The following is a 12,560-nucleotide window of genomic DNA, read 5'->3' as shown; positions in this document are numbered from 1 at the left end:
GCGCGCCGCCCGGTCGCCCAATGCTGTCGCCATCTTTCGCGGAGTCTGCGTCCTCACGAAAGGACTATGAATGGCGAGTTTGGCCCCTGCTTTCGACGTTGGCGACTACGTGGTTTATCCCAAGCACGGCGTGGGCCGTGTGATCGAGCTGCAGAGCGAGGAAATCGCCGGCATGAAGCTCGATCTTTACGTGCTCCGCTTCGAAAAGGAACGGATGACCCTGCGCGTTCCCGTCAACAAGGTGGAATCGATCGGCATGCGCAAGCTGTCGAGCGACAAGACCTTGAAGGAAGCGATGGAAACCCTGAAGGGCAAGCCCAAGGTCAAGCGCACGATGTGGAGCCGCCGGGCCCAGGAATACGAAGCGAAGATCAACTCCGGGGACCTGGTTTCCATCGCCGAAGTGACGCGCGACCTGTTCCGCCCGGAAGACCAGCCCGAACAGTCCTATTCCGAACGGCAGATCTTCGAAGCGGCCTCCAGCCGCCTCGCGCGCGAACTCGCCGCGATGGAAAAGACCGACGAGCCGGCCGCGCTCGAGAAGATTCTCGACGTGCTGCGCGAACACGCCCCGAAGTATTACGAGAGCGCCGCGGAAGAGGCCTGATCGGCCCGCTTTCGATCAACGCATGATCCGAACCAACGAAGGGGCCGCCTGCAAAGGCCGGCCCCTTTCTCGTGATATTGCCGACCCGCGCATGCTGTATTGCTGTGGTAACACGGAAAACGGCATGCGTTTGGGAGAACCGGCATGATCAGGAAACTTGCAAGGACCTTGGGCCCGGCTGTCGGCATCGCGCTGGCCGCCGCCGCCCTGTCGGGATGCAGCGGCGCGGTCGCCTTCGACACCGGCGAAGGGGTTCCCCTGGCCGACCTCGACCTCACGGGCGCGGCACCGACGGGGCTGGTCCTCGCGGGGCCGGACAACGCCGTGGTCACACGCGGCGACAGGCTCGCCATCAAGGTGGAAGGCGATCCGGAGGCGGCAGCCGCCTTGCGCTTCACGCTGGAGGACGACGCGCTGGGCATCATGCGCGAAACGGATTTGCGGAGCGAAGGCACGGCCACCGTTCGCGTGACGCTGCCGGCGCTCACTCAGCTCACGCTTGCCGGCTCGGGCACCGTCGATGCCGATAGGATGGACGGGAACGCCGAGGCGACCATCGCTGGTAGCGGGACTGCGCGCGTCGCCGCTCTGACGGCCGATAAGCTCGACGTCACGCTGGCGGGATCGGGCACATTCGGGGCCGCCGGCACCGCGCGTTCCCTCGATCTCACCATCGCTGGGTCCGGTTCAGGGCGGATGGGCGGCCTCGCGGTCGAAACCGCGGACGTCACCATCGCCGGTTCGGGCGACGCGGCCTTCGCATCGGACGGAACCGTGGACGCTTCCATCATGGGATCGGGCGCGGTGACGGTGACTGGCAACGCCACCTGCACAATCAATGCGATGGGATCGGGCACTCTGCGTTGCAACCCCGCACCCGCCGCCGCGACGGCCCGTCCCGCCAGCGAGTAATTCATCCCGCTGTAACGCCACCGGGTCTAAAGGGCCGCGCAAACGGAGATTCCTCGATGCGCGGCCCAACCCTTCTCATGCTGCCGGCGGTGGCCCTGCTCCTGTCCGGATGCCTCGCCAAGACCGCGTTCGATGTCGCGACCGCGCCGGTGCGCGTGGCGGGCAAGGCGGTCGACCTCGCCACCACCAGCCAGTCGGAGGCGGACGAGAACCGCGGCCGCGAAATTCGCAAGCGCGAGGAACGGTTGGGAAAGCTGGAGCGCGAGCGCGAGAAGTCTCAGAAGGCCTGTTTCGATGGCGACCGGCGCGCATGCCAGCGCTTGTCCGCGATCAACGCCGAAATCCGCATCCTCACCCCGCAAGTCCCTTACGAACCTGACGACGACTGAACCGACTGGGCGGCCGCCCGGCGCAGCCGGTCGTTGATCGCCGCGCCGATCCCGTCCAGCGGCACCGGCGCGATCGCCACCGACGGGTGCGCTGATCGGGCCGCGCGGTGCAGGCAATCGTACAGCCGCGCCGCGGCCTCCGCCAGGTCGCCGGCCTGCGACAGCGAACAGGTGCCGGCGACAGGACCGAAGCCGATATGGAATTCGTCAGCGGTCGCGGTAACCGCATCCAGCCGCACCGGTTTCCCTGGTGAATAGTGAGCGGCAAGCTGGCCGGGCGCCTCGATCCGCGCGGACGCGATCGCGTGCGGCGGCCCGAGCAGGTCGGCGATCGCGCGCGCGCTCACCGGCCCCGCGCGAAGCAGTTGCCAGCCGAAGTCGCGTAGCGCGACAATCGACGACTCCAGCCCTTGCGCACACGGGCCCCCGTCCAGCACCGCCGGGATGCGGCCCTCCAGCGTGGCCAACACATGATCTGCGGTCGTCGGACTGACGCGGCCGCTCCGATTGGCCGAAGGTGCGGCGAGCGGGCGCCCCGTGGCAGCCAGCAGTTGCCGCATGATCGGATGCGCCGGGCAGCGCACGGCGATCGTCGGCAGGCCGGCCGTCACGGCAGGCGCGACAGCGGCGCCGTCACGCAATGGGAGCACCATGGTCAGCGGGCCCGGCCAGTACGAATCCGCCAGCAGGTCGGCACGCGGGTCGAACGTGGCCAGGCGGCGGGCGGCGGCCTTGTCGGCAACATGGACGATCAAGGGGTTGAAGTCCGGCCGCCCCTTTGCGCGGTAGATCGCCGCCACCGCGGACGCATCGTCGGCGCGCGCGGCGAGGCCATAGACGGTTTCGGTCGGCACCGCGACCGGCTGGCCCGATTCGATGAGCGCAGCCGCACGAGCGATGCCCGCGGCATCGCCCGCCAACCGTTCCGTAGCGTGCTTGTCGCCCATGGCAGCGCGCTATAAGCCTGCCCGCGGTCAAGCCAAGGAGAACCGCCCGTATGTACCGTCCCGCCACCGCCGACCAGTTGCTGGCCCTGAAGGTCTGCGCGGGGATCGAGGAGCTCGCCGGGTCAGAGCGGTTTGCCGCAGCCGAGCCCGAGATGGCCGAAGCGATTGTCGAGGGGATCGGCCAGTTCGCGGCGGGCGAATGGGCTCCGCTCAACCGGGTCGGCGACCTCGAGGGCGCAAAGCTGCAAAACGGAAACGTCACCCTGCCGGATGGCTTTGCGCAGGCGTATCGCAATTACGTCGAACAGGGCTGGAACAGCATGGCTGCGCCGGCCGAACACGGCGGCCAGGGCCTGCCATTCGCGCTAGGCTGCAACGTGCTGGAAAATCTCGGCACCGCGAACTTCGCCTTCAACCTCCTGCCCATGCTCACCACCGGCGCAATCGACGCGATCGAGCAGCATGGTTCGGCCGCGCAGAAGGCGCTCTACCTGCCGAAGATGATCAGCGGCGAATGGTCGGGCACGATGAACCTGACGGAGCCGCAGGCGGGCAGCGACCTCGGCGCCCTGCGCACCACGGCCGTGCCGGTCACAGAAGGCGAGCACGCCGGCAAATACCGCATCGCCGGCACCAAGATCTTCATCACCTGGGGCGATCACGAACTGGCCGCCAACGTCATCCACCTCGTCCTGGCGCGCCTGCCTGACGCGCCCAAAGGCAGCCGGGGCATATCGCTATTCGTGGTTCCCAAGTACCACGTCCACGCGGATGGAACGCTGGGCGGGCGCAACGATCTCCGCGCGGTGAGCCTGGAACACAAGCTGGGGATCCACGCCTCCCCCACCTGCGTGATGAGTTTCGGGGACGGCGGCGAATGCGTCGGCGAGCTGGTGGGGGCACCGCACAGGGGACTGATGGCGATGTTCACGATGATGAACAACGCGCGCATCAACGTGGGCAACCAGGGCGTGCAGATCGGCGAGCGCGCCACGCAGGCGGCGGTGGCATATGCCATGGAGCGGGTGCAGTCGGCGCGCGCCGGTTCGCCTGACAAGTCGGCGGTTCCGATCATCGAGCATCCCGACGTGCGCCGCATGCTGCTGCGGATGAAGGCACTGACCGAGGGCGCGCGGGCGCTGCTCTACTACACGGCCGGCCAGGTGGATCGCGGCACGCTGGGTGACGCAGCGGCCGCGGCCCGGGGAGAATGCCTTGTGCCCATGCTCAAGGCCTGGGGCACGGACATCGGGGTGGAGGTCGCCAGCCTGGGGGTGCAGGTCCACGGGGGCATGGGCTTCGTCGAGGAGACGGGCGCCGCCCAGCATTACCGCGACGCGCGCATTGCCCCGATCTATGAAGGCACCAACGGCATCCAGGCCGCCGACCTCGTCACCCGCAAGTTGGGGCTGGAAAATGGCGCGGCGCTGGATGCGCTGTTCGCAGACATCGTGCGCGATTGTGGCGAGGAGGCTGCGCTGACCGAGCTTTCCGATACCTGCCGCGAGATTGCGCGCTGGATGCGGGAAGATGCCTCGATCGACGACCGGCTGGCGGGGAGCGTGCCCTTCACGTCGATGGCCGCGGTTGCAGTGGCGGGCTGGCAGATGCTGCGACAGGCGCGCGCGGTCGAAGCTGGCGCCGCGCCCGCGCTTGCCGTCACCAAGCCGGTGACGGTGGGCTACTTCCTCCGCCGGGTGGTGCCCGAGGCGCTCGGGCTTGCCGCGTCGGCGCGGGGGGGCGCGGACCTGCTCTACGCTGTGCCGGCCGAGGCGCTCGCCGGATGAGCGACCCGCTAGAGCGGATCGCCGCCGCGCTGGAGCGCCTGGCCCCAGCGGCGCTTCCGGCCACGGACTGGATGCGCGCGCCGGCCTATGTCTGGGATGGCACCGCGGGCCGCGCGGTCGCGCGGATCGATGCGCCTTCCCTCAACCAGCTCAAGGGCGTCGATCGTCAGAAAGAGGCGGTCGCGGCGAATGTCGCCCGGTTGGCCAAGGGCCATGCCGCGCACGACATGCTGCTGTGGGGCGCGCGGGGCATGGGCAAGAGCGCGCTTGTGCGGGCTGCGGTCAATGCTGCGCTGGACGCCGCGCCCGGGCGGCTGGCGCTGGTGCAGGTGACCCCCGATGCCCTGCCTGCCCTTCCCGCGCTGTTTCGCACCCTCGGCGCGCAGGCGCGCAGCTTCCTCGTCTATCTCGACGATCTCGGCTTTGCGGAAGGCGACGGGACCGGTCCGCGCCACCTGCGGGCCTGGCTGGAAGGCGGCGTCGAGGCGCGCCCGGCCAACGTGCGCCTGGCGGTGACCAGCAACCGGCGCGCGATCGTGCCCCGGCATGGGGCGGAGCAGGCCGATCCACTCAACCCGCGCGACGCGGTGGACGACCTGCAAGCCCTGGCCGACCGGTTCGGGCTATCGCTGGGATTTCACGCCGCCAGCCAGGACGAATTCCTTGCGATGGTGGCGGGTTACGCCGACCCCTTGGGTCTTGAGTGGACGCCCGCCGCCGCAATCGAGTGGGCGACCCGCCGCGGCAGCCGTTCCGGGAGGACGGCGTGGCAGTTCGTCACCGAGCTTGCGGGTCGCGCCGGCCGCCGCCTGTGACGTCCATCCGCACTGCTACGGCGTCGCCTCGCGCGCGAAATCCTCGTCGAAAGTCGCCGTGCCACCGCGCAGTTCGCGCTGAGGGGGCATGCGCGCACCCGTGATCCGCTGGATCGGGGCGGAGCGCGCCGCGCCGGGCGCCGTGACCCGCCAGACGATGCCGGCGGTATCGTCAGTCACCAGCAGCGCCCCGTCGTTCGCGAAAGCGACCCAGGTCGGGCGTCCGCGCGTGGTCTTCCCGTCTGCCGAAAGAAATCCGCTGAGCACGGAAACAGGCTTGCCGGCCGGATTCCCCCGCGCGTCGAATGGCACGTAGATCACGTCGTATCCCGATTTCGGCACCCGGTTCCACGATCCGTGCCGCGCGATGATCGCGCCGGAGGCGAACCTGTCGCCAAGGGTCGATCCACCGGATGTAAACGCGAGGCCGAGGGCGGCGACGTGCGGCCCCAGCGCGTATTGCGGAATGCGCACATATGTCGGGTTGAAGCTCGACGGCGTCGGGGCGTCGACCCGGTCGTCGAAGTTGTTGCGCCACCAGACCCACGGCCAGCCGTACTGCGCGCCGATGGGCACGTTGGTCAGGTAGTCGGGCACGAGGTCCGATCCCAGCATGTCGCGTTCGTTGACGGTGGTCCACAGTTCCCCGCTCCACGGGCTGAAGGCCAGTCCGTTCGGATTGCGCAAGCCGGTCGCGAACTGGCTCTGGCGGTTCGTTGCGAGATCGTAGCGCCAGATCATCGCCCGGCCTTCTTCGGCCTCCATGCCTTTTTCGCCGACGTTGGAGGCGGAGCCCACCGCCACGAAGATCTCGCTCCCATCGGGGGCGATCAGGATATTGCGCATCCAGTGGTTGCCCGCCGGGGGCAGGTCCATCAACTTGCGCGGCGTGCCGGCGAGCGCCGTCGCGCCCGGCTGATAGTCAAACGCCAGCAGCGCATCGTGGTTGGCGACGTATAGCGTCCCGTCATGCCAGGCCATGCCCGAAGGGGACGCGAGCGCCGCGTGAGACAGGATCGCCTTTTGCTCGGCGCGCCCATCGCCGTCGGTATCGCGCAGCAGGGCGATCGTGTCGGCCGACGGTGTCCCGGCGCCCGCTTCCTTGAACAGCAGGCCCATGATGAAGCCTTCGATGCCGCCCGGGCCTTCATCCGGCGGGCGGTTGGTCTGCGCCACCAGCACGTCGCCATTGGGCAAGGTCAGCATGGTGCGCGGATGATCGAGGCCATCGGCGAAGCGGGTGACGGCCAGGCCTTCCGCAGCGGCGGGCACTTCGTTCGCCGCCCAGCCCACCGGCTTGGCGATCGCAACAGTCGGAAAAACCTCCGCCCTCGGCGCGACAAGCTCGGGATCCGTGCCGGTAACACGCGATACCGGCACTTCGGCCCGATCGGGAGTCATCAAGTATGCCGCCACGCCGATGACCAGCAGGATCAGGACGAGGAAGCCGATAAGTATCTTGCGGCCTGTGCTCATGATCCCGACGATAGGGACCCGCACCGCTTGCGGCAACGGCGCACGGCGCTAGAGCACGCCGAATGTACGATTTCCGCCCGGATGAAACCCTGCCCAAGGCCGAACGCTATCGCCAGCTCTGCGCCGCCGCCGACGCGCTGACCGCGGGTGAACCCGATGCCGTCGCCAACATGGCCAATGTCGCGGCGCTGATCGGGGAGTTCGTGCCCGGACTCAACTGGGCGGGGTTCTATCGCGCGATCGATGATGTGCTCGTCCTCGGCCCGTTCGTCGGCCGGCCGGCGTGCATCCGCATTCCGTTCGGCCAAGGGGTCTGCGGTGCGGCTGCCACCAGCGGAAAGACGCTGCTGGTGCCTGACGTCCACGCATTTCCCGGCCATATCGCCTGCGATGCCGCCAGCCGCTCTGAACTCGTGGTACCGGTGATGCGTGACGGCGCGGCCGTGGCGGTGATCGATCTCGACAGTCCGCATCTGGCGCATTTCGATGCCGAAGACGCTGCCGGGGTAGAGGCCCTGGCCGCCCTGCTGGCGCCTGGCATCTAGCGGCCCGAAGCGGGACACAGGTGCGCCCGGCCTTGGGCGGTGCGCCTCCAAGATGCTAGAATTCTTACTGTAAGCGCGATTTCATCTGCGCCCGAAGGGGATTGACCGCCATGGCCACGCTTCGCCGAAATCTCGTCGTCTCTGCAATCGGGATCGGCCTGGCATGTTCCGGGCCCGCAGCCGCCCAGGACGTCGTCCAGGGCACGCCGCCCGCGGGAGAGGCCATCGTCCTTCCTCCACCGCCCCCGCCGGTGGTAACGCCGCCAGGGCCCTATGCGCCTCTGCCCCCCGTTTATCCTTACCCGGTGCAGGCCTATCCTCCGTCCCCGCCGTATGGTGCACCGCTCCCCGGCTACGGCGCACCGGCCGTCCCATATCCGGGCCCGTACATGCAGCCGGCCATCCCCGCGATATCCGCTACGCAAGCCACGTTCGATCGTAACGCGTGGATCGCCGATTGCAGCCGCGGATTGCGCGGTGACCGGCTGCGTGAACGGGAGGCGGAGTGCGCGCGCTATCTCGACAGTTATCTCGCAGGCGCCGCGGCCGGCTATCCGGGTTATACGGTGGTCGGTTATACCACCAGGCAGGTGATCGTGCCGGTGCCGCAGCAGCAGGTCGTGCGGGAATATCTGGCAGAGGAGCCTGTACGCACCCGCTCCATCCCGCCGCGCCCGACGCCGCGCAGCGTGCAACCGACCGGCAAGGGGACGAAGATCATCAGGGCGCGGTGACGCGGGCGGCCAGGGCGGGTGTGCGCTTGCCGGTCCGGCCATCCCGGGCACGTTTCGGAGCAGACGTCGGCGCCTGACTCTCCATTTCGGCGATCGTGACCGGCCGGCACGTGATCGCCGCGCCGCTCTCATCCGCCAGCACGGCTTCGGTGAGCTCGGCAACGCATCCGTTGCCCGGGGCACCCACCATCAGTCGGTCGTCCTGCGCCCCCGCGTTGATCTCCACCAGCCCGTCGAAGCCGACGATGCCGGTCAGGCCGGAGGGCATGAACTGCACCGCGGTGCCGGTGGCAATCACCGCCCCGCCGGTGTCGCGCAGCTGGCGCAGGACCGGCCGGAATCGCGTCGTCTCGATCTCCACCAGCGCGACCGCCCGCTGGGGGACTCGGATCATCTTCGTCGTTTCGCGGACCAACGCGTCGGCCGGGAGCCTGTCGGCATCCACGTCGATCTTGATCGTCGCCTGTGCGGGAATATTCTGGACCAGCAACAGCCCGCGATCGTTGGTGACGCCCACGGCCTGGTTTTCGCGCGTGATCGGGATCCCGCCGACGCGGCCCGTTCGCACGAGGGCATAACTGCCGCCGGTCTGGTTCCGCGCGAACACCGCGCCGCCGGCCAGCAGCAGCGTGCCGCGGGCATTTGCGCGCGCCGCGACGCTGCCGTTGACCGCCTCCACCTGCCCATCGACCAGCATGCGCCTGTCGCGCCAGGTAAGGCCGCCGGATACCCTGTGGCTTCCCTGCGAGATGCTCGCCGCCCCCCGGTATCCGATCTCGCCATCGCGGATCGCATCGCGCGCAAACGTTGCGGAACCGGCGGCGCGCCCGTCGTCATAGCTCGTGTAAAGGCCCGTGTTGGTCCGCTCGCCAAAGCGCATCGAGAGGCCGAGCGCGACCGACCAGCTCGATCCGCTCGAGCTTCGCCGCCACCCAGCACCCGCAAAGAAAGTTGCGCGAGACGACAAGCGGGCGCGCAAGTTGGCGTTCATCACCTCGCTGAGCGGGTCGCGCGGGCGCGGCCCGGGCAGCACCCGGAACTGCTGCCGGGCGTAGGAGACCTGGAACTCGGTATTGGGTGCCAGGCGGTAGAACACTTGCGCTGCGTATTGCCGCGGCGGCGGCTCGTCGCCGAGACGGCTTGCCACGTCGCGATAGCCGGCGCTGGGCAAAGTCGCGCGGATGCTGCCGCCGACTTTCTGCCCGATCGATTCGAGTGCGATGTTGAGCAAGGTGCCGCGTCCGGTGTCGGAATCGGAGCTCACCCGCCCCTCGATCGTCGCCAGCGCGACTTTCGCCAGGACGAAGTCGCCCCGAAGGCCGCCGTTGCCGACGCCCCGCGTCCATTCGCCGCTCGCCTCCGCGGTCAGAGACGGCGAAAGCCCCCGTCTCACGAAGGCAGTGGCTGCAAGTTGTCCGTAATCGTTGCTGGCAAAACCGTATCGTCGGCGCACGAAGCCCGCGTTGACCGCATAGCCGGTGGTCCGCGGCGCGAGCAGCGCGTCCGACACGTAGAACCGCGCAGTCTGCACCACTTCGCGGCCCAGCGGATCGCGCAGGATCACGGACGCCTCCCCCCGCCCCGGCTGGGTCGGCACGTTGCGCACCGAGAATTCTCCCGGCTCGATGTCGCCCAGGGTGTATCTCTGGTCGCCTGCCAGGACGTCGATCGTCGTCGGCACCGCGACGTCGCCCGAGAAGGCGGGAAGCGGCAAGGTCACGAGATCGGGCCGCAGAGCGAAGTCTGACGCGATCTGGATCCCGCCCATGCGGACCGCGCGCTGGCTCTGGCTCCCTGCACTGACGAAATCGCCCAGCGAGGCGGCCGTGCCGGTGGCGGGGATCGCGAGGCGGGCGGCAGTGTCGAGCCGCAGGATCGTGGGCGTGCCCAGTTCCGGCACGGTGCTCGCCCGCGCGCTGCCGTGAAGGGCGAAATTGCCGTAAACCAGCGTCGACGACAAGAGACCGCCCGCGCTGGAGCGCGATTGGGAGAGGGTCGCCGTGAGATCGTAGTCGATCCGTAGCGCCAGCAGGGGCGTGCTTTCGCTCGCCTGGCGCGGGCGGGGGGCGAAATCCTTGAGGTTCGCGTTTTCGCCCGTGCGAAAGCGCTGGACCGTCAGGCGCTGGCGGAGGGGATCGAACGACCAGGCGTAAAGTTTGAGCGAAGCCAGGCGGATCGGCCCGGAGGCCCCCTCCGGCACGGGTAGGCCGGCATCGCGCGCTTCTTGTGCATCGATGGCCAGCGCGTCGCCGCTGCCGGCAAGCGTGACCATCCGCGCCCCAGCCTTGCCGTCGACGACGATCTCGGACAGCAGCGGAACCGCCGATTGCGCAACACTCTGCGCGGTCAGGCCTTCGGGCAGGGCAAACGGATCGCTTTGCGCCGCAACCGGCGTGTGGGTGGACAGTGCCGCGAGCGCAGCGAGGAGGGCGGCCGGCGGCCTAGCTACATGTCGAGCGAGGCTGGGCATTGACCGTCCCGCCGTCGATCGACGCGGTAACGGTCACCGTCCCGATCGCACAGGCGTTCTCCATGGGCCAGGCGATCGTCGAGTTCCCCAAGACATAGCGGAGCGAATTGCGCTCGAGCGGGACGATGGCGCCCGCAACGTTCTTCACTTCGACCTGCACGATGCGAGCGGTCAGACCGCCTGCATTGGTGAGTTCGAGGCCGCCAGGCCCGATACGCCAGTCGAGCTGGGCCGGGGAAGCCTTGGAACGGTCCAGGAATACCGGCACCGAGAAGCGGATGCGCGCCTCGGCTTCGCCGGCCCTCGCCAGTGCCGGATCGGGCAACTGGTCGACGATCAGTCTGTAGCGTTTTTCGCCGGGAACAGCCGGACCGGCGCGCAGGACGCGCACGATCTGGGTTTCCCCGGGCGGAATGGAGGTGATGGACGGAGAAATGGTCAGCTCGCTGCTGGGCGCATAGACGTCCTCGCCGCCCGCCTGCGACCAGGCAAACAGCCGAGTCTGGACAGGCAGCGCGCGCTGCGAGCTGTTGGTGAGCATCACCGTCGCGCCGCGGTTCGCATCTTCGATCTCGATGCGCAGCGGCGTGATAGTGAGGCCTGCGCCGAATTCCGACGGGGCGGAATGGGCGGCGCTCGTCAGCCCGGCGATCAGCGACCCGCCCAACGCAACGGCGGCCAGGGCGCGCAAGGTGCGGTTAGGGCGGGTCGTGATCATCGTAAGGGCTGCCTCGGTCTCAGTAGTTGACGGTTACGGTGACCGTGTCCTTGTAGTCGCCGGCGGCGACTGCAGGCTGGACCGGGACCTGGCCGAAAATCGTCATCGGCTGGTCGCTGCCGTTGCCGATTCCGGTCACACCGGACAGCGTACCGCCCCAGGGCGCGGTGCGCGCGCTGTCGGAGAACAGGTTGTAGTTAACCGTGGCGGTGCCGGTGGTCGACTTCAGCTTGCGCTGCGTGCCAACCGGATTGACCCCGTAATCGAGGTTGACGGTATAGGCCGCGCTCGGCGTGCACTTGACCGTGGTCGGCGACGATGCATCGACGACGCTGTCGAACGCGCTGACGGTCCCGAAGGCGAGCGGTTCGGCGGTCACGCTGCAGGCCGCGCTGACGTTGAGCGAAACTTCGACAGTGCCGGTGGCGGTCCCGGCGACGGCCGGGCTGGCGGCGAGGGCTGCGACAGCAGCGGCTCCGAGAGCAATCTTACGCATTACCAACGTTAATCGGTCTGAGTGCGTAGCTATACTTAGGAAAGGATGGTAAACGTCGGGTAAACGGTTAACCGTTTCCGGGCATCAGGCTGCTGACAACACTACGCCATCAGAAGTTGAGCGTAACGACCAGCGTGTCCTTGTAATCACCGGCCTGGATCTTGCTCGGGAGCCGAATGCGCCCATAAAGCGTGATGTCGAGCGCGGCACCGGTTCCCGAATTGCCAGTGACGTTCTTCAGCTGGCCGGTGCCCCAGACGTTGCCGCCCGGCCGATCGCGATAGACGTCATATGCAAGGAAGCTGTTGGTTTCCACGCTGCGCATCCGGCGATTGATGCCATTCGAATGCAGGCCCTTGTCGATGTCCACCGAATAGGCGGTGTTGGGCGTGCATTTTACCGTGACCGTGCTGGTCGAATCGAGGTCCATGTTGCCGATGTTGCCGGCCGGCACAACGAAGGTCAGGGGCCGGGTCTTGAGCGAACAGCCGCTGTAAACGTGCAGATCGACGCGCATCGTGTTGGTCGTTCGCCCGGCGTGCGCGGGCGCGCCACCGGCTGCAAGAGCCAGTGCCGTCAGTCCCGTTAGTCCCAGGCGCACCTGTCGATTCACGCATTCTCCCACGTGTGCGGAAGCTGCGATCTAACGGAGAACCATTAGGCC

14 protein-coding genes are annotated in these 12,560 nt (G+C 68.2%); 8 read left to right on the top strand and 6 right to left on the bottom strand.

What is annotated here, in order from left to right; genetic code table 11:
- Positions 1-70: 70 nt before the first annotated feature.
- The 4 genes from GRI40_RS09490 to GRI40_RS09480 are packed head-to-tail and all read left to right on the top strand — an operon-like array spanning position 71 to position 1,908.
- On the top strand, positions 71-607 hold the full coding sequence (locus tag GRI40_RS09490; protein WP_160611090.1) for a CarD family transcriptional regulator: 537 nt from the start codon (positions 71-73) through the stop codon (positions 605-607).
- A gap of 22 nt (positions 608-629) precedes the next feature.
- Positions 630-755 (top strand): hypothetical protein, encoded by a 126-nt coding sequence (locus tag GRI40_RS14030; RefSeq protein WP_272916552.1) that lies wholly within the window; start codon positions 630-632, stop codon positions 753-755.
- Entirely contained in the window at positions 752-1,519 is a 768-nt protein-coding gene (locus GRI40_RS09485; protein WP_160611089.1) for a head GIN domain-containing protein, read from the top strand. The genes GRI40_RS14030 and GRI40_RS09485 overlap by 4 nt, the downstream gene beginning before the upstream one ends.
- A gap of 56 nt (positions 1,520-1,575) precedes the next feature.
- Positions 1,576-1,908, top strand: a complete 333-nt coding sequence (locus GRI40_RS09480; protein ID WP_160611088.1) for a hypothetical protein — start codon at positions 1,576-1,578, stop codon at positions 1,906-1,908.
- Here GRI40_RS09480 and GRI40_RS09475 read toward each other — a convergent pair.
- The gene (locus tag GRI40_RS09475) at positions 1,887-2,855 is read right to left on the bottom strand and encodes an L-threonylcarbamoyladenylate synthase (RefSeq protein WP_160611087.1); all 969 of its coding nucleotides are present in this window, start codon (positions 2,853-2,855) and stop codon (positions 1,887-1,889) included. The genes GRI40_RS09480 and GRI40_RS09475 overlap by 22 nt on opposite strands.
- A 50-nt stretch (positions 2,856-2,905) precedes the next feature.
- Here GRI40_RS09475 and GRI40_RS09470 point away from each other — a divergent pair, with 50 nt between their 5' ends.
- A complete protein-coding gene (locus GRI40_RS09470; protein ID WP_160611086.1) occupies positions 2,906-4,642 on the top strand; it encodes an acyl-CoA dehydrogenase family protein in 1,737 nt (578 codons plus the stop codon).
- Positions 4,639-5,457, top strand: coding sequence for an ATP-binding protein (locus tag GRI40_RS09465; RefSeq protein ID WP_160611085.1), 819 nt, complete (start codon positions 4,639-4,641; stop codon positions 5,455-5,457). The genes GRI40_RS09470 and GRI40_RS09465 overlap by 4 nt, the downstream gene beginning before the upstream one ends.
- A 15-nt stretch (positions 5,458-5,472) precedes the next feature.
- Here the strand turns inward: GRI40_RS09465 and GRI40_RS09460 are convergent, their stop codons facing one another.
- On the bottom strand, positions 5,473-6,933 hold the full coding sequence (locus GRI40_RS09460; RefSeq protein ID WP_160611084.1) for a PQQ-dependent sugar dehydrogenase: 1,461 nt from the start codon (positions 6,931-6,933) through the stop codon (positions 5,473-5,475).
- 62 nt (positions 6,934-6,995) lie between these two features.
- On the opposite strand from GRI40_RS09460, the gene GRI40_RS09455 reads away from it, so the two are divergent.
- Both GRI40_RS09455 and GRI40_RS09450 read left to right on the top strand, forming a co-directional pair.
- A complete protein-coding gene (locus GRI40_RS09455) occupies positions 6,996-7,478 on the top strand; it encodes a GAF domain-containing protein (protein ID WP_160611083.1) in 483 nt (160 codons plus the stop codon).
- Positions 7,479-7,588: 110 nt separating this feature from the next.
- Positions 7,589-8,212 (top strand): hypothetical protein, encoded by a 624-nt coding sequence (locus GRI40_RS09450; RefSeq protein WP_160611082.1) that lies wholly within the window; start codon positions 7,589-7,591, stop codon positions 8,210-8,212.
- Here GRI40_RS09450 and GRI40_RS09445 read toward each other — a convergent pair.
- From GRI40_RS09445 to GRI40_RS09430, 4 genes are all read right to left on the bottom strand, one after another.
- The gene (locus tag GRI40_RS09445; protein WP_160611081.1) at positions 8,199-10,682 is read right to left on the bottom strand and encodes a fimbria/pilus outer membrane usher protein; all 2,484 of its coding nucleotides are present in this window, start codon (positions 10,680-10,682) and stop codon (positions 8,199-8,201) included. The genes GRI40_RS09450 and GRI40_RS09445 overlap by 14 nt on opposite strands.
- Positions 10,654-11,400 carry a fimbrial biogenesis chaperone gene (locus tag GRI40_RS09440; RefSeq protein ID WP_160611080.1) on the bottom strand — a complete coding sequence of 249 codons (747 nt, stop codon included), beginning with the start codon at positions 11,398-11,400 and terminating at the stop codon, positions 10,654-10,656. The genes GRI40_RS09445 and GRI40_RS09440 overlap by 29 nt, the downstream gene beginning before the upstream one ends.
- A gap of 19 nt (positions 11,401-11,419) precedes the next feature.
- Positions 11,420-11,896 (bottom strand): Csu type fimbrial protein, encoded by a 477-nt coding sequence (locus tag GRI40_RS09435; RefSeq protein ID WP_160611079.1) that lies wholly within the window; start codon positions 11,894-11,896, stop codon positions 11,420-11,422.
- Between the two features lie 109 nt (positions 11,897-12,005).
- Positions 12,006-12,509, bottom strand: coding sequence for a spore coat protein U domain-containing protein (locus GRI40_RS09430; protein ID WP_160611078.1), 504 nt, complete (start codon positions 12,507-12,509; stop codon positions 12,006-12,008).
- Positions 12,510-12,560: the final 51 nt, after the last annotated feature.

The sequence above is a fragment of the Tsuneonella aeria genome, assembly GCF_009827495.1.
In the GTDB taxonomy this organism is placed as follows: Bacteria; Pseudomonadota; Alphaproteobacteria; order Sphingomonadales; family Sphingomonadaceae; genus Tsuneonella; species Tsuneonella aeria.
The sequence above is the reverse complement of the archived record's forward strand: the minus strand, read 5'-3'. Positions and strand labels throughout refer to the sequence as shown.